General features: G+C 71.1%; 14 protein-coding genes. 8 read left to right on the forward strand and 6 right to left on the reverse strand.

The window, feature by feature from the left end; all coding sequences use genetic code 11:
- Positions 1-3: 3 nt before the first annotated feature.
- From CLV30_RS12690 to CLV30_RS12700, 3 genes are all read right to left on the reverse strand, one after another.
- A complete protein-coding gene (locus CLV30_RS12690) occupies positions 4-513 on the reverse strand; it encodes a PH domain-containing protein (RefSeq protein ID WP_106537588.1) in 510 nt (169 codons plus the stop codon).
- 77 nt (positions 514-590) lie between these two features.
- A complete protein-coding gene (locus CLV30_RS12695; RefSeq protein ID WP_205740680.1) occupies positions 591-1,379 on the reverse strand; it encodes a biotin--[acetyl-CoA-carboxylase] ligase in 789 nt (262 codons plus the stop codon).
- A 212-nt stretch (positions 1,380-1,591) separates the two neighbouring features.
- Positions 1,592-4,294, reverse strand: a complete 2,703-nt coding sequence (locus CLV30_RS12700) for a phosphoenolpyruvate carboxylase (RefSeq protein ID WP_106537589.1) — start codon at positions 4,292-4,294, stop codon at positions 1,592-1,594.
- A 279-nt stretch (positions 4,295-4,573) separates the two neighbouring features.
- On the opposite strand from CLV30_RS12700, the gene CLV30_RS12705 reads away from it, so the two are divergent.
- The 6 genes from CLV30_RS12705 to CLV30_RS12725 all read left to right on the forward strand — a co-directional run bounded on the left by CLV30_RS12705 (position 4,574) and on the right by CLV30_RS12725 (position 10,696).
- On the forward strand, positions 4,574-6,178 hold the full coding sequence (locus CLV30_RS12705) for an acyl-CoA carboxylase subunit beta (RefSeq protein ID WP_106537590.1): 1,605 nt from the start codon (positions 4,574-4,576) through the stop codon (positions 6,176-6,178).
- A gap of 25 nt (positions 6,179-6,203) precedes the next feature.
- Positions 6,204-6,416 carry an acyl-CoA carboxylase subunit epsilon gene (locus CLV30_RS12710; RefSeq protein WP_106537591.1) on the forward strand — a complete coding sequence of 71 codons (213 nt, stop codon included), beginning with the start codon at positions 6,204-6,206 and terminating at the stop codon, positions 6,414-6,416.
- A 63-nt stretch (positions 6,417-6,479) separates the two neighbouring features.
- Positions 6,480-8,168 carry a DUF885 domain-containing protein gene (locus tag CLV30_RS12715; RefSeq protein WP_106537592.1) on the forward strand — a complete coding sequence of 563 codons (1,689 nt, stop codon included), beginning with the start codon at positions 6,480-6,482 and terminating at the stop codon, positions 8,166-8,168.
- A gap of 98 nt (positions 8,169-8,266) precedes the next feature.
- Positions 8,267-8,347 (forward strand): putative leader peptide, encoded by an 81-nt coding sequence (locus CLV30_RS27860; RefSeq protein WP_420841980.1) that lies wholly within the window; start codon positions 8,267-8,269, stop codon positions 8,345-8,347.
- Positions 8,348-8,428: 81 nt separating this feature from the next.
- Positions 8,429-9,835, forward strand: a complete 1,407-nt coding sequence (locus CLV30_RS12720) for a dicarboxylate/amino acid:cation symporter (protein ID WP_106537593.1) — start codon at positions 8,429-8,431, stop codon at positions 9,833-9,835.
- 153 nt (positions 9,836-9,988) lie between these two features.
- Complete coding sequence (locus CLV30_RS12725; RefSeq protein ID WP_106537594.1) at positions 9,989-10,696, forward strand: Maf family protein; 708 nt, start codon at positions 9,989-9,991, stop codon at positions 10,694-10,696.
- 27 nt (positions 10,697-10,723) lie between these two features.
- On the opposite strand, the gene CLV30_RS12730 is transcribed toward CLV30_RS12725, so the two are convergent.
- The 3 genes from CLV30_RS12730 to CLV30_RS12740 form a co-directional block, all read right to left on the reverse strand.
- Positions 10,724-11,881 carry a baeRF10 domain-containing protein gene (locus CLV30_RS12730; protein WP_106537595.1) on the reverse strand — a complete coding sequence of 386 codons (1,158 nt, stop codon included), beginning with the start codon at positions 11,879-11,881 and terminating at the stop codon, positions 10,724-10,726.
- 61 nt (positions 11,882-11,942) lie between these two features.
- The gene (locus CLV30_RS12735; RefSeq protein ID WP_205740682.1) at positions 11,943-13,505 is read right to left on the reverse strand and encodes an acyl-CoA carboxylase subunit beta; all 1,563 of its coding nucleotides are present in this window, start codon (positions 13,503-13,505) and stop codon (positions 11,943-11,945) included.
- 10 nt (positions 13,506-13,515) lie between these two features.
- Positions 13,516-14,682, reverse strand: coding sequence for an acyl-CoA dehydrogenase family protein (locus CLV30_RS12740; protein ID WP_106537596.1), 1,167 nt, complete (start codon positions 14,680-14,682; stop codon positions 13,516-13,518).
- Between the two features lie 169 nt (positions 14,683-14,851).
- On the opposite strand from CLV30_RS12740, the gene CLV30_RS12745 reads away from it, so the two are divergent.
- Together CLV30_RS12745 and CLV30_RS12750 are read left to right on the forward strand one after the other, a co-directional pair.
- The gene (locus CLV30_RS12745; RefSeq protein WP_106537597.1) at positions 14,852-15,256 is read left to right on the forward strand and encodes a MerR family transcriptional regulator; all 405 of its coding nucleotides are present in this window, start codon (positions 14,852-14,854) and stop codon (positions 15,254-15,256) included.
- Positions 15,257-15,388: 132 nt separating this feature from the next.
- Positions 15,389-17,149 carry an acetyl/propionyl/methylcrotonyl-CoA carboxylase subunit alpha gene (locus CLV30_RS12750; RefSeq protein WP_106537690.1) on the forward strand — a complete coding sequence of 587 codons (1,761 nt, stop codon included), beginning with the start codon at positions 15,389-15,391 and terminating at the stop codon, positions 17,147-17,149.
- Positions 17,150-17,218 lie beyond the last annotated feature (69 nt).

A 17,218-nucleotide genomic window follows, 5' to 3' on the forward strand; every position in this document is an offset into this window, starting at 1 on the left:
GCCTCACTGCCGCTCGTCCTCGTCGTGCGCCTCACGCACCAGCTCGCTCAGCCGTAGCTTCACCTCGTACACCCGCGGGACGTCACGCAGCCGCACCTGCCCCTGCTCGCTGGCCGCCGAGACCACCAGTGTGCCGCACCGCAGGATGCGGTCGTTCAGGTTCCTCTCGTGGGCGACGTCGTTGATGACGCGCAGCGGGATGTCACGGCCGGTCCGGGTGAGGATGCCACGGCGGGTGAGCAGCCGTTCGCTGGTCACCGTGTAGGTCGTGGTCAACCAGGCCAGGAACGGCCACACGACCCACCCGATCAGGACGACGACGCCGACGACGAGGATCGCCCAGCGCCCGACGGTGCCTATCGTCTCGTCGTCGGGCAGCGCGCCCAGGCCGAACCCGATACCGGCGGCGAGCAGCAACAACACCACGACCGGCAGGATCAGCGCTTTGGCGTGCGTGCGCAGGTGGTAGATGACCTGCTCGTCGTCACTGAGGTACTTCTCCGCAAACCCCATGGGCGAATCCTGGCACGACGACGTGCCGATCGGGTGAACGACGGCGCTGCGACGTGGCTCTGACGCCGGTGGCGGGCTCAGCCGGCCGCGGCCGGGCGCAGATGCACGATGTCGCCGGCGCCCACGGCCGTCGTCGCACCCCCGGTGTCCAGCACCAGCCGCCCGAACTCGTCGATCTCGACCGCCCTGCCGGTCATGTCCCCGCCGGCGGGCAGTTCGACGCGGACGTCGCGCCCGAGAGTGTCACAGCGCTGCGCGTACGCTGCCGCCAGTCCGGCCGCGGGGTCACCGGCCGCGGCGTGCCAGTCCGTGTAGTGCTGTTCGAGGCTGCTGCTCACGCGGGCGACGACGTCCTCGCGGTCGATCTCGGTACCCGAGACGGCGTCAGCGCCGGAGACGGCTTTCACGTCGGCGCGGGCGAGCCGCAGCGACGTCGCACCGGCCGGCAACTGCTCCTCGGCCTGGGACAGGTTGATACCGACGCCGGCGACGGCGGCCGGCCCCAGTGGTGTGTCCACCCGCTCGACCAGGATCCCCGCCAGCTTCCGCCCGCCGGCCAGCACGTCGTTCGGCCATTTCAGCCGCACGTCGCGAGCACCGGCCGCGTCGACCGCGTCGACCACGGCGACCCCCATCAGCAGCGGAAGCCACGGCCACCGGACGACGGACACGTCGTCGGGCCGCAGCAGGAACGACATCGCGACAGACGCCCCCGCCGGTGCCTCCCAGCGCCGGTCCAGCCTGCCCCGCCCGGCGGTCTGATGATCCGCGACGACGAGCAGCCCTTCGGCCGTTCCGTCCCGGGCCGCCGCGGCGACGTCCGCGTTGGTCGACCCGGTACTCGCCACCCACCTCACCGACCACATGACGACACCTGATCACCATTTCTGCACCTGATCGTCCGAGCCGAGGTGATCAGGTGCAGAAGATCCGGGACGACGCAGACGTTCGCGCCAGCCGGACACCTGATCGCGTCTCGGAATTCGGACCGAAAACGATCAGGTGCACACCGCGCGCGAAATCGCGCCGATCTGTCACCTGATCGTCTACACGCCTCGACCGTCCGGCGCACGGCGGATCAGCCGGTGTTCTGCAGGCCGGCGGCCACGCCGTTGACGCTGATCTGCAGCAGCCGGCGCGTGGCCGCCTCGGCGTCCGAGCCCGCCTCGAGGTCGGTCTTGCGCAGCGTGTGCAACGCGCGCATCTGCAGGTAGGACAGCGCGTCGACGTACGGGTTACGCAGCGCGACCGCCCGGCCGAGCACACGGCGATCCTCCAGCAGCCTGCTGTGCCCGGTGACGTCGAGCACCCACTGCGTGGTGCGATCGTGCTCGTCGAGGATCCGCGCGGTCAGCTCCGGGCGGTCGCCGAGCGCCAGGTACCGGGCCGCGATGCGCCGGTCCGACTTCGCCAGCGACATCTCGGCGTTCTCCATCATGACCGTGAACAGTGGCCACTCCTCGTACGCGCGGCGCAGCCGGTCCAGGTCGCCGACCGCGGCCAGGCCGGACCCGAGGCCGTACCAGCCGGGCAGCGTCACGCGGGTCTGCGACCAGGAGAACACCCACGGGATGGCCCGCAGATCGTCCAGTGACGAGACGCTCAGCCCGCGCCGGGCCGGGCGCGAGCCCAGCGGCAGCGAACCGACCTCCTCCAGCGGGGTCACCCGAGCGAACCAGGCAGCGAACCCCTCGGAGTGCACCAGCGAGTGGTACGCCTCGCGAGCCGCCTCGTCCATCCGCTGGGCGACGTCTTCGAACTCCACGGCCGCCGCGGACGCGCGGTCCTCGACCTCGGGTGTGGACGCCAGCAGCACGGCGGAGGTGACCTGCTCGATGTGCCGGCGGGCGATGGCCGGGTCGCCGTAGCGGGCGAAGATGACCTCACCCTGCTCGGTCAGCTTGAACCGGCCGTCGACGGATCCGGGCGCCTGCGCCAGCACCGCCCGGTTGGCCGGGCCGCCGCCACGGCCCAGTGCGCCGCCGCGGCCGTGGAACATGGTCAGCGTGATGTCGTTGTCGGCGGCCCAGGTGGTCAGCCGGGCCTGGGCGTCGTAGAGCGCCAGCGTCGCGGACACCGGCCCGACGTCCTTGGCCGAGTCGGAATAGCCGAGCATGATCTCGTACCGGCGCCCGGTAGCGTCCAGCCGCGCTTGTACGTCCGGCAGTCCGAGAACGCCGTTCAGCACGTCCACGCAGGCGTCCAGATCGGCCCCGGTCTCGAACAGCGGCACCACGTCGATCTGCAGCTGCCTGCCGTCCAGCGCGTGCCGGGCCAGCTCGTACACCGCCGCGACGTCGTCGGCGGACTGGGTGAACGACACGACGTAGCGCCGACAGGCCTCGGGCCCGAACCGGGCCTGGATCTGGGCCATGACCCGCAGCGTCGCCAGGACTTCCTCGGTGGTCTCGGACCGCTCACCACCGGCGCGGATCTCGTCCAGCGCCTTGCGGTGCACGGCGCTGTGCTGGCGTACCTCCAGCTCGGCCAGGTGGAAGCCGAACGACTCGACCTGCCACACCAGGCCCTGCACCTCACCGTAGGCCTGCCGCGCGGCGCCGGCCTCGGCCAGACTGGCCTGGATGGTGCGCAGATCAGCCAGTAGCTCGGCCGCGGAACCGTACGACAGGTCGGCGTCGCGGCGCCGGGTGGCCGACACCCGCGCGGCGGTGTAGAGCAGCGCGATGCGATGCGGCTCGTTCGGCGAGCGCGACGCGGTCTCGGCGTACAGCTCGGGCTGGGCCGCCTCGGCGTCCTCGAGCACCCGGCGCAGCTCCGCCGACGGCGGCGTCGTCCCGGCGTCCAGGGTCAACGCGCGCCCCACCCGGGTGCAGGCGTTCTCCAGCGCGGACAGCACGTGGTCCGACTGGATCGCCATGGCCTGCCGGGTGATGGCGCTGGTCACGTGCGGGTTGCCGTCCCGGTCCCCGCCGATCCAGGAACCGAGCCGGACGAACGCGGGCACGCGCGGCGCGGCGACCGGCGCGTCGGCATCGGCCTCGGCGTCGGCGCCCTCGTGCCCGTCCCCGTGCTCGTTGCGGCGCAGCGCCATCTCGGCGCGGCGGTACACCTGCGGGACGACCTGGAACAGCACGTCGTCGAAGGCCGACATCGCGGTGCGGACCTCGTCCAGCGGGCCGGGGCGCTGCGCGCGCAGCGGAGCCGTGCGCCACAGCACGTCGATCTGCTCCAGCAGCATCCGCTGCGTCTCGTTGTCCTCGGACGCGCCGAGGCGCGGGTCGTCGCGCCGTTCGAGCAGGTTCGCGACCCGGCGGATCGCGGTGACGATGGCACGCCTGCGGGCCTCGGTGGGATGGGCGGTGAGCACCGGACGGAACTCGAGCCCGTCGAGCAGGTGCTCGGCGCGTTCGGCGCCGGCCAGCCGGGCCACCTCGCCGACGGCCTGCGCGACCGTTCCCGCCAGCGGACGGTCGGGACGGTCGCCGGCGCGCAGCGCACGCACCCGGTGATACTCCTCGGCAGCGTTGATCAGGTGGAAGTAGACGGTGAACGCACGAGCGACCTCTTCGGCGCGCTCCAGCGACCAGGACGCCACCAGGCTTTCAGCCTGCACCGCGGCATCGTCGGCCACGGTCCGGTCCTCGTGGTGCGAAGCGATGGTCAGCTCGCGCAGCCGCTCGACGTCCGCCAGCAGCGCGGGACCGCCGTACTCGCGCAGCACCTCGCCGAGTGCGTCACCGAGTCGGCGGACATCGCCACGCAGCTGCTCGGGCATCTCGAAGCGGGCAGCCTCGCGGGATCCGGTAGCAGTAGAGGGCATGCGCCCAGCCTAGTGACCAGGCCGCATGCCGGACAGCGTGCCTCACACTCCGAGACACCCACTCGCGATGCAAATGATCACGTTCCGCATGGAATTCCCTGCGTCACCACCCTTGTAGGCCTCGTGACGCACACACTCGCCTGGTGATGGCCGCGGACGCACGTGATCAAATGCGGCGCCGGCGGACGCCGGACCGTCACGCACAGCCGAGGACCAGCGATGACGCCACCCGAGACCGGTGGCTTAACCTGCTAGGCGACCATCCGACCGGAGGGATACATGACCGCCAACCAGGACGAGCCGGACATCCACACGACCGCGGGGAAGCTCGCCGACCTGCGCAACCGGATCGACGACGCAGTGCACGCCGGGTCCGAGCGGGCGGTCGAGAAGCAGCACGCCCGTGGCAAGAAGACCGCGCGAGAGCGGATCGAACTGCTGGTGGACGAGGGGTCGTTCGTCGAGTTCGACGAACTCGCGCGGCACCGGTCGACGGCGTTCGGCATGGAGGCGAACCGCCCGTACGGCGACGGCGTCGTCACCGGGTTCGGCACCGTCGACGGCCGCCAGATCGCGGTGTTCAGCCAGGACGTCACCGTCTTCGGCGGCAGCCTGGGCCAGGTGTACGGCGAGAAGATCGTCAAGATCATCGATTTCGCGCTGAAGACCGGTTGCCCGCTGATCGGCATCAACGAGGGCGGCGGCGCGCGCATCCAGGAAGGCGTCGTCTCGCTGGGCCTGTACGGCGAGATCTTCCGCCGCAACACGCACGCCTCGGGCGTCATCCCGCAGATCTCGCTGATCATGGGCGCCGCCGCCGGCGGGCACGTCTACTCCCCCGCGCTGACCGACTTCACCGTGATGGTCGACCAGACCTCGCAGATGTTCATCACCGGCCCGGACGTCATCAAGACGGTCACCGGCGAGGACGTCACGATGGAGGAACTCGGCGGCGCGCACACGCACAACACCCGCAGCGGCAACGCGCACTACATGGCCGGCGACGAGGACGACGCGATCGACTACGTCAAGGCGCTGCTGTCGTACCTGCCGCAGAACAACCTCGAGCCGGCACCGTCGTTCGACGACGCCGCTGCGGGCGTCGACGTCACCGACGACGACCTCGCTCTCGACACGCTGATCCCCGACAGCGCCAACCAGCCGTACGACATGCACCGGGTGATCGAGGCCGTCGTCGACACCACCGACGAGGGCGCAGCGGACTTCCTGGAGATCCAGCCGCTGTTCGCCACCAACATGGTCGTCGGGTTCGGCCGGGTGGACGGACGCGCCGTCGGCGTCGTGGCGAACCAGCCGATGCATCTGGCCGGGACGCTGGACATCGACGCGTCCGAGAAGGCCGCCCGGTTCGTGCGCACCTGCGATGCGTTCAACGTCCCGATCCTGACGTTCGTCGACGTGCCCGGTTTCCTCCCTGGGACCGACCAGGAGTTCAGCGGCATCATCCGCCGCGGCGCCAAGCTGATCTACGCCTACGCCGAGGCGACCGTGCCGCTGGTGACGATCATCACCCGCAAGGCCTACGGCGGTGCCTACGACGTCATGGGCTCGAAGCACCTGGGCGCTGACGTCAACCTGGCCTGGCCCACCGCGCAGATCGCCGTCATGGGCGCCCAGGGCGCGGTGAACATCCTGTACCGCCGGGACATCGCCGCGGCGCCCGAGCCGGAGGAACGCCGTGCCGAGCTCGTCACCGAGTACGAGGACACGCTTGCCAACCCGTACGTCGCGGCTGAGCGCGGCTACGTCGACGCGGTCATCACGCCGTCGCGGACCCGCCTGTCGATCGCCCAGGCCCTGCGCGCCCTGCAGACCAAGCGCGAGACCCTGCCCCCGAAGAAGCACGGCAACATCCCGCTCTGACGCCCGGACCGTTACCCTGGCTGTCGTGAGCGACGACGAACCGGTGCTGCGCGTTGTCAACGGCGCGCCGACGGACGACGAGCTGGCCGCCCTGGTCACCGTGGTGTCCGCCAGGGCACGAGCCGCCCGGCCGGCGACCGCCAGCCACCCTTCGACGTGGTCGGCGTACTGGAACTCGCACCGACCGCCGGTCACCCCCGGAGTCGACGCCTGGCGCCGCAGCGCGCTGCCGCGCTAGCCCGGCGCGCACGAGGCGAAAATCCGGATGCTCGCCGTGATTCCGGCGGCCTAGGGTCGGCCGGTGACCACTCCGCAGAACACCACTGCCGCCGCAGCGACCGCGCCCACCGTCGACGAGATCGCCGACGCCTACGTCGACGACTACGCCGCCCTCGACCCGTACATCGCCACTTACATCGGCGTCGACGGCCACGACGCCGAGGCCACCGACCTGTCGCCGGACGGGTTCGCCGAGCGCCGGGCCCTGGCCGAGCGCACCCTGCGCGCGCTCGACGGCGCGACGGCCCGGGACCACCGCGAACAGGTCGCCGCCGACGCGATGCGCGAGCGTCTCGGCCTCGACCTCGAGATGCACGACGCGGGACTCAATCGCGCGCTCAACGTCATCGAGAGCCCGATGCACTGGGTACGTGAGGTGTTCGACCTCATGCCCACCGACACCGCCGACCAGTGGGCGAACATCGCCACGCGGCTGCGCACCGTGCCGACCGCCCTGGAGCAGTACCGCCGGACCATCCGCGCCGACACCGACAGCGGCCACGCACCCGCGGTCCGGCAGGTCGTCGCGGTCTCGGAGCAGTGCCGGCGGCTGGCCGACGGGTTCTTCGCGGAGTTCGCCGCGTCCGGACCGGAGACGATGCGCGGCGAACTCGACGCGGGCGCCGCCGGCGCGGCCACCGCGTTCGCCGACTTCGGCCGGTTCCTCACCGACGAGATCGCGCCGCGGTCCGGCGAGCACGACGCCGTCGGCCGGGACGTCTACTCCGTCGCCTCCCGGTCTTTCCTGGGCGCCGAGGTCGACCTCGACGAGACCTACGAGTGGGGCGTGGACGAGCTCGCCCGGATCGAGGCCGAGATGGCCGACGTGGCGCAGCGCATCGTCCCCGGTGGTTCGGTCGACGACGCCGTCGCGGCGCTGGACGCCGAACCCGGCCGCGCCATCGCCGGCACCACCGCCCTGCAGGCGTGGATGCAGGAGCTCTCGGACCGGACGCTCGAGGCGCTCGGCGGCGTGCACTTCGACATCCCCGAGCCGCTCCGCCGGCTCGAGTGCCACATCGCCCCCACCCGAGAAGGCGGCGTCTACTACACGCCGCCCAGCGACGACTTCTCACGTCCCGGCCGGATGTGGTGGTCGGTACCCGAGGGCGTCGACGACTTCACCACCTGGCGCGAGACCACGACGGTGTTCCACGAGGGCGTCCCGGGGCATCACCTCCAGGTCGGCCAGGCGCTGCACCGTCGCGATCAACTGAACCGCTGGCAGCGGCTGCTGTCGTGGGTCTCGGGGCACGGCGAGGGCTGGGCGCTGTACGCCGAACGGCTGATGGCGGATCTCGGTTTCCTCGACGATCCCGGCGACCGGCTCGGCATGCTGGACGGGCAGCGGTTCCGCGCGGCGCGGGTCGTCGTCGACATCGGGGTCCACCTCGGCAAGGACGTGCCCGACTCGCTGGTGCGCGCGGACGGGCTCGCGCCGGGCCGGTGGACCCCGGATTCGGCGTTCACGTTCCTGCGGACGCACTGCCGCATGCCGGACGAGTCACTGCGGTTCGAACTCGATCGCTATCTCGGCTGGCCCGGTCAGGCGCCGTCGTACAAGGTCGGCGAACGGATCTGGCTCGCCGCCCGGGAGGACGCACGTCGCCGTCAGGGCGACTCGTTCGATCTCAAAGAGTTCCACCGGGCCGCGCTGGATCTCGGCTCGCTGGGCCTCGACCCGTTGCGGACGGCGCTCGCCCGGTTGTGACGCCGACGCACGGGTGTGACGCCGAAGTACGGGTGTGACACAGACCACGGAATACGACGCGGAATAGATCCCGAACCGTCCTGGTTGGCCACGTCGGCATGGTGAACATCTGGGGACTGACGAACCGCCTGCACGTCGATCTGCGACGGCAGGCGAGCGCGGCCTGTCCGGCGCGGTAGCCCCGCGCCCGGCACGACGCCGGGGCGCAGACGACTTCCGCCCGGCTTCATCCAGGACCGCACCGAAAGGCTTCCCCTCTCGTGTCCACTACCGCTGACGCGACAGCGACCGCGCCCGCACCCAGGCGAAAGCGCCTTCCCTCGTTCTCCGTCCAGGTCATCATCGGCCTCGTGCTCGGCGTCGCTCTCGGCCTCGTCGCCCGCTCCATGGGCCCCGTCGCCGACGGCACACCGAACTGGCTGACCAGCACGCTGGACACGGTCGGCGGACTGTTCGTCGACCTGCTGCGCACCGCCGTCATCCCGCTGGTGTTCACCGCGATCGTCGCCAGCATCGCGAACCTGCGCAACGTCACGAACGCCGCCCGCCTGGCCGGGCAGACGATCCTGTGGTTCGCCATCACCGCGCTGATCGCGGTGGGGATCGGCCTCACTCTCGGCCTGGTGATGCAACCGGGCGAGCACACGTCCGTCGCCGAGAACAGCGCCGCCGAGCCCGGCAGCACGGGTGACTGGTGGGCGTTCCTCACCGGCCTGGTCCCGACGAACTTCCTCGGGCTGGCCGCCGACACGTCGGTCGAGACCACCGGCGGCGGCACCGAAGCCACTACCGGGCTGAGCTTCAACGTTCTGCAGGTCATCGTCGTCGCCGCGGCCATCGGCATCGCGGCGCTCAAGCTCGGCGAGAAGGCCGAGCCGTTCCTGGCGTTCAACCGCTCGGCGCTGGCGATCATCCAGAAGGTGCTGTGGTGGATCATCCGGCTCGCGCCGATCGGCACCGCCGGCCTGCTCGGCTACGCCGTCGCCGACTACGGCTGGGACGCCATCGGCTCGCTCGGCCGGTTCACGCTGGCGATCTACGCCGGCCTGGTGCTTGTGCTGTTCGCGGTCTACCCGATCCTGCTGCGCGCGCACGGGCTGAACCCGTTGAAGTACTACGCGGGGGCGTGGCCGGCCATCCAGCTCGCGTTCGTGTCGCGCTCGTCGGTGGGGACGCTGCCGGTGACCGAGCAGGTCACCGAACGCAACCTCGGCGTCGCCCGGGAGTACGCCTCGTTCGCCGTCCCGTTCGGCGCGACGACGAAGATGGACGGTTGCGCCGCGATCTACCCGGCCGTGTCGGCGATCTTCGTCGCCCAGTTCTTCGGCATAGATCTCTCGATCACTGACTACCTGCTGATCGTGCTGGTGTCCGTGGTCGGCTCGGCCGCCACCGCGGGGACGACGGGCGCGACGGTGATGTTGACGCTGACCCTGTCGACGCTGGGCCTGCCACTGGCCGGCGTCGGTCTCCTGCTGGCCGTCGACCCGATCCTGGACATGGGCCGCACCGCGGTCAACGTCGCCGGTCAGGCACTGGTGCCGACGCTCGTCGCCAAGCGCGAAGGACTGCTGGACGTGGACGTCTACAACTCCAGGCACAGCGACGACGCGTTCACCGACGACGACGCACGCGAGGACGAGGAGCCGGCCCTGGCCCCGGCCTGACCGGCGTAGGCACAGGACGTGGACGGACGAGATCCGGGTGATCGTCACCGCCGCCGATCGCCGGCTCCGAGCGGTACGGCGCCGATCACTCGGATCCGTCTCACCGAAGAACCGACCACGAATGATCAATATTCGGTAACGTGAGGCGTCGTGATGCGCCTGCTCCTGGCTTCTCAGTCGCCCGCGCGACTCGCCACCCTCCGCGCCGCCGGCATCGAACCGGTGGTCCAGGTCTCCGGCGTGGACGAGGACGCCGTGCTCGACGAGGCGGTCGCGCGCCGCGGACCACTGCGTCCCGGCGAGATCCCGCTGCTGCTGGCCCGGGCGAAGGCCGAACAGGTCGCCGACCGCACGTTCACCGACATGGTGGTGCTCGGCTGCGACTCGCTGCTCGAGCTCGACGGCCAGGTGTACGGCAAGCCGTCCGGGCCGGACGACGCCGCCGCGCGCTGGCGGCTCATGCGCGGACGGTCCGGTGTGCTGCACACCGGGCACTGGGTGATCGATCTGCGCGAGTCCGGTGACGGCGGCAGCGGCGAGTCGTTCGGCGCCACCGCCACCACGACCGTGCACTTCGCCGACATCACCGACGCCGAGATCGACACCTACGTCGCCACCGGCGAGCCGCTGCGCGTCGCCGGTGCGTTCACCGTCGACGGACTCGGCGGCGCGTTCGTCACCGGCATCGAGGGAGACCACCACGCCGTCGTCGGCCTCTCACTGCCGCTGCTACGCACGCTACTGGCCGACATGGGCGTGTCGATCACCGACCTCTGGCGTGCCGATCCGGACCATGAGCCGCTGCGTCGCCGGGCCCGCCGGGCCGAACGCGGCGTGGACTCCGGACGCTGCGGGGCGTGACCGTTCGGGTACGGAGCGGTTCGGCCGTCACCAGCGCAGGATCGCGCCGACACCGTCCTCGAGCGGCACGGCGGCTTCGCCGTCGACCACCGTGACCGCGGCGCGCTCGCCGTGGGCGGCCTCGATCATCCGCTCACCCAGGAACGGCTCGACGTCGCCGGGCACGGTCTCCGTCGTGGCGGGGACGTAGCTGCCGTCGGGCATCCGCCGGCCGCGCCACTCGCCGTCGGAGGCGAGCAACAGGTGCGCCACCCGCGCCTCGCTCAGGGCGAGCAGCGTCTTGGGCAACCCACACGCGGCCGCGTTGCCGGAGTTCGCGTCGTCACAGGCCCGCCGCGCCAGCTCGGCACCCCGACGGCGGCGCGCCTGGGCCAACGCCGGCTGCACCATTTCGGCCAGCTTCGGCGCGGGCACGGCCCGGACCGGGTGCTCGAGCTCGACCACCGTGGGCGTGAACCCGGCGGGCAGCCCCTCGACCACCGCGTGCGTCAGGTTCGCCTCGCCGGTCACGACCACGTACTCCCAGCCGTACTCCGTCGCGAACGACGCCACGTCCGCACCGACCTGCCGGACACGCCGCAGCAGCCGGTCGCTCTCGCGCCGCTCGTACAGGTCGTGCTGCGGCGCGCTGTGCTGGGCGGCTCCCGGGTGGGCCGCCCGCGGGCCCTTCAGCTCCCGCGTCTCGGCACCCGGGTCGTAGCGCACGTTCGCCGGCTCGTACGTCGTCCCGAACCGGACGTCCACCAACCGCGTCATGTCCGCGCTCACCGCGACCACGCCGGCCGGACCACAGCTGCTCCACGCGCTGACCAGCGGCCACACGTGCGCCCGCGGGTCGAACACGACCCGGTTCACCAGCGGCGTCTGCAACGACACCCGTTCGGTGGCGCCGTCGGCGATGCCGGTGAACAGCGCGCGTCCCTGTCCCGGCTCGGACCGGTCGAGCAGCCAGTCGAGATCGTCGCGCAGGGAGTTCACCCGGTGCGCGAACGCCTGCCACTGCTCCCTCGAGCCGGTCGTCTTCAGCCCGTCCTTCAGCTGACCCAACTCGGACCTGAGCCGCTTCTGCCAAGCGGGATCCTGGGTGTGTTCCGCACGCGGGTCGGCATTCGCATAGATGGACAGCACGCCCATCTCGTCGTTCATCCCGGTCAGGTTCCGGAGCGTGGCCCTGCTCAGCGTCACGTCGACGACCCCCTCGACTCGAATGCGGTCATCCCCGACACTTCGAGGCTACGCCCACGCGTCACACCGGTGGGACGCCGTGACGCCGATCCGAGAAGTCCCGCTGTTTGCCCGACGCGGCGGCGAGCCTCGCGACAAGTTCCCCGCGCAGCGCCTCCGGGTCCACGATCGCATCGATGACCAGGTCGGAGGCGAGCCGCACGATGTCGATGTCCGCCTCGTACTCGTCGCGCAGGCCGGCCACGTAGGCGGCCCGTTCGGTCTCGTCCTCGATGGCGGCGATCTTGTTGAAGTAGACGGCGTTCACGGCCGCCTCGGGCCCCATCACCGCGATCTTCGCCGTCGGCAGGGCGAGGCACGCGTCGGGTCCGAACCCCGGCCCGCACATCGCGTACAGCCCGGCGCCGAAGGCCTTGCGGACGATCACCGACACCGTCGGGACGGTCGCCTCCGACACCGCGGTGATCATCTTGGCGCCGTGCCGGATGATCCCCTGCTGCTCGACCTGCGAGCCGATCATGAACCCCGGCACGTCGGCCAGGTAGACGAGCGGCACGTTGTACGCGTCGCACATCCAGATGAACCGGGCGGCCTTGTCGGCCGAGTCGACGAACAGGACGCCGCCCTTCACCGCGGGCTGGTTCGCCACGACCCCGACGACCTGGCCCTCCAGCAGCCCGAAGCCGATGACCAGCTCGGCGGCGAACTGCGGCTTGATCTCGAAGAACGAGCCGTCGTCCAGCAGCGCGTCGATGACGTCGTGGATGTCGTAGCCGACCGCGTCCTCGGCCGGAACCAGCTCGCGAGTGAACCGCGCCGCGGGCTCGCCACCGGCGTACGACGGCGGCGCCGCGCGCCAGGACCCGGGCAGGTACGAGAAGAAGGTCTTCGCCTGCTCGACGGCTTCGGCGTCGTCGGCCGCGAGGTTGTCGCCGCACCCGGACACGGTGGCGTGCATCCGCGCGCCGCCCATCTCTTCCAGCGTGACCTGCTCGCCGATGACCATCTCGGCCATCCGCGGCGACCCCAGGTACATCGACGCGTTGCCCTCGACCATCACCACCAGGTCGCAGAACGACGGGATGTACGCGCCTCCGGCGGCACTGGGGCCGAACAGACAGCAGATCTGCGGCACCTTGCCGGACAACGCCACCTGGTTGTGGAAGATCCGGCCCGCGCCACGCCGGCCCGGGAACAGGTCCACCTGGTCGGTGATGCGGGCGCCCGCGGAGTCGATGAACCAGAACACCGGTATCTCGTCGCGCAGCGCGGTCTCGGTGACGCGGATGATCTTCTCGACCGTCCGCGCGCCCCACGACCCGGCCTTGACGGTCGGGTCGTTCGCCACGACCAGCGCGGGACGGCCTTCGACCAGCCCGCGGCCGGTGACGACACCGTCGGCCGGGAGCCCGCCGGCCAGCGCGTTGGCCAGCTGGCCGTCCTCGACGAAGGTGCCCTCGTCGAACAGCAGGTCGAGGCGGTCGCGGACGTAGAGCTTGTGCTGCCGGTCCAGTTTGGCCGCGGCGTCGCCCGACGGCGACCGGGTCGCCTTCCGGGCAGCCTCCACGTCGGCGTAGTGGTCGCGCTCCACGCTCTGCCCCCTCTCGGCCGGACTCTTGATCATGCCCGGGCCGTCACTCGACGGGCAAGCCCAGCCCCCGCGCGAGGATCAGCCGCTGGATCTCGCTGGTCCCCTCACCGATCTCGAGGATCTTCGCATCGCGGTAGAAACGAGCGACCGGATACTCCTCCATGAACCCGTACCCGCCGTGGACCTGAGTCGCGGTTCGGGTGGCGGCCACGGCCGACTCGGTGGCGTACAGCTTCGCCGCCGCGGCGGCCTGCTTGACCTGGTCCTGCGGAGCGCCCGCGTCTCGAAGCGCCGCCGCCCGGTACGTCAGCAACCGTGCCGCGTCGGCCATCACCTGCAGGTCGGCGATCTGGAAGGCGACGCCCTGTTTCGTGCCGATGGGCGTCCCGAAGGCCGAACGGTCACCGGCGTAGGCGACCGAGGCGTCGACCATGGCCTGGATGCACCCGACGGCCAGCGCGGCGATGGCCACCCTGCCGTCGTCGAGCGCCGCGAGGAACTGCGCGAACCCGGCCCCCTGGCGTCCCAGCAGATGGTCGGCCGGCACCCGCGCGCCGTCGAACGTGAGCGGGTGCGTGTCCGAGGCGTGCCAGCCGAGCTTGTCGTACGCGGGCTCGACGATGAACCCGTCGGTGCCGGCCGGGACGATGATCGACGAGATCTCGGCGGACCCGTCCGCGTTCAGGCCGGTGCGGGCGGTGACGGTGACGCAGCTGGTCAGCTCGGTCCCCGAGTTGGTGATGAACTGCTTCGCGCCGTCGATGACCCAGCTGTCGCCGTCGCGGACGGCACGTGTCGCCGTCGCGGCGGCGTCGGAACCGGACCCGGGCTCGGTCAGCCCGAACGCGGCCAGGGCGCGGCCGGCGACCAGGTCAGGCAGCCACCGTTGCTTCTGCTCCTGCGTGCCGTAGTTCGCGATCGGGGCGATGCCGAGCCCGACGGCGGCCTCGAGCGTGATGCCCATGGACTGGTCGACGCGGCCGATCTCCTCGATGGCCACGCACAGACTCGTCAAGCCGGCCGCGGCGCCGCCGTACTCCTCCGGTGCGGTCAGCCCGAACAGGCCCAGCTCACCCATCGCCCGGACGGTGTCGACCGGGAACAGGTGCTCGCGGTCCCACTGGGCGGCGTGCGGCGCGATCTCGGCACGCGCGAAGTCGCGGACCACGCCGCGGAACTCCTCGTGCTCGTCAGACAGCTCGAACGTCATCGTCCTCGCTTCCCTCGTGGTGAGCCTGACGTTTACGTTAACGTAAGTACGGCTAAAGACGCGAGGTGGTCGGGTGCATCACCAGGCGTTCGTACGCGTCACCAGGCCTGTAAGGGTCGTGACGCATGGAATTCCATGGTGAACGTGATCATTTCCAGGGAGGACGGACGTGGGTGACGAGCGGACCTGGACGATCACGCAGCTGGCCGACGAGTACGGCATCACGCTGCGCACCATCCGCTTCTACGAGGAGCAGGGGCTGCTCACCCCGGCCCGGAACGGCGCGCACCGGGTGTTCCACGAGGGCGACCGGGTCCGGCTCGCGTTGGTGCTACGCGGCAAGCGGCTGGGGTTCGGCCTGGACGAGATCAAGAAGATCATCGGGATGTACGACGCCGAGCCCGGCGAGGCCGGACAGCTGCGCTACCTGCTCGACCAGATCGCGGTGCGCCGTGCCGAACTGGAGCAGCGTCGCAGGGACATCGACGCCACCCTGGCCGAGCTCGACGAGGTCGAGCGCCGCTGCCGCACCGACCTGGACGCGCTGCGGACGGACATGTCCGATCCGGCGTGATCCGCGCGCATCTCCCGGCGACAGCCCGGCGCCGGCCGGGTGCGGCCGCGACCACCGCGGACGCGAGCGGATGTTTAGACTCGCCCTGCAGTTCGAAGGAGGAATCGCGACGTGACCGTGGAAGACCGCCGGATCAGCAAGGTCCTCATCGCCAACCGTGGCGAGATCGCGGTCCGGGTGATCCGGGCCTGCCGCGACGCCGGGCTGGGCAGCGTCGCCGTCTACGCCGACGGCGACCGCGACGCACCGCACGCACGGCTGGCCGACGAGGCCTACGCCCTCGACGGCGAGACGAGCGCACAGACTTACCTGAACATCGCCAAGCTGCTCGACGTCGCCACACGAGCTGACGTCCACGCTGTTCATCCTGGTTACGGGTTCCTCGCCGAGAACGCCGAGTTCGCCCAGGCCGTCATCGACGCCGGGCTGATCTGGATCGGCCCGCCGCCGTCGGCCATCAACGCGCTCGGCGACAAGGTCAGCGCCCGCCACATCGCCGCGCGGGCGGGAGCTCCTCTGGTCGCGGGCACGTCCGACCCGGTCGCCGGCGCCGACGAGGTGGTGGCCTTCGCCGAGAAGCACGGACTGCCCATCGCGATCAAGGCGGCGTACGGCGGCGGCGGACGGGGACTCAAGGTGGCGCGGACCATGGACGAGGTTCCCGAGCTGTACGACTCCGCGGTGCGCGAGGCGGTCGCGTCGTTCGGCCGCGGCGAATGCTTCGTCGAGCGCTACCTCGACCGCCCGCGGCACGTGGAGACGCAGTGCCTCGCCGACCGGCACGGTGGGGTCGCCGTCGTCTCGACCCGGGACTGCTCGCTGCAACGCCGGCACCAGAAGCTGGTCGAGGAGGCCCCCGCGCCGTTCCTCACCGACGAGCAGAACGCCGAGCTGTACCGCGCCTCGAAGGCGATCATGCGCGAGGCCGGCTACGTCGGGGCGGGCACCTGCGAGTTCCTCGTCGGCGTCGACGGCACCATCTCGTTCCTCGAGGTGAACACGCGCCTGCAGGTGGAGCACCCGGTCACCGAGGAGGTCACGGGCATCGACCTGGTACGCGAGATGTTCCGCGTCGCCGAGGGCGAACCGCTGGGTTACGAGGACCCGCCGATCCGCGGGCACTCGCTGGAGTTCCGCATCAACGGCGAGGACCCCGGCCGCAACTTCCTGCCCACGCCGGGCACGGTCCGCACGTTCCGGACGCCGGCGGGGCCGGGTGTCCGCGTCGACGCGGGGGTCGACGCGGGTGACGTCATCGGGCAGAACTTCGACTCGTTGCTGGCCAAGCTGATCGTCACCGGGGCCGATCGGACACAGGCGGTGCAGCGCGCCCGCCGCGCCCTGGCGGAGTTCGAGGTCGACGGGCTCGCCACCGTGATCGGCTTCCACCGCGCCGTGCTCGACGACACCGCTTTCGTGCCCGACGACCCCGCCGCCACGTTCTCGGTGCACACACGCTGGATCGAGACCGAGTGGGTGAACACGGTCACGCCGTCGCCCGGAGGTGGCGCCCCCGATTCCGGTGAGCCCGCGCGCGAGCGCGTCACCGTCGAGGTCGGCGGCAAGCGGCTCGAGGTCGTGCTGCCCGGCGGGCTCGGCTCGGCCGGCGCCGCGCAGTCCTCGGCGCGCAAGCCGGTGCGACGGGCGCGCGGAAGCTCGGGGACGGGATCCGTCGGCGGCGACGCGCTCACCTCGCCGATGCAGGGGACGATCATCAAGGTCGCCGCCCAGGACGGGCAGCACGTCGAGGAGGGCGACGCCGTCGTCGTGCTCGAGGCGATGAAGATGGAGCAGCCGATCACGGCGCACAAGACCGGCACGATCACCGGGCTGACCGCAGACGTCGGCGCCACCATCAGCAACGGCACCGTCATCTGCACCATCGCCGACTGAGGCGGCACCGCCCGCGACGTGCTCCGGTCACGACACCGAGCTTCCACACTGTCGCCATAGCGACACCGA

The sequence above is a fragment of the Haloactinopolyspora alba genome (assembly GCF_003014555.1).
Classification (GTDB): Bacteria; Actinomycetota; Actinomycetes; order Jiangellales; family Jiangellaceae; genus Haloactinopolyspora; species Haloactinopolyspora alba.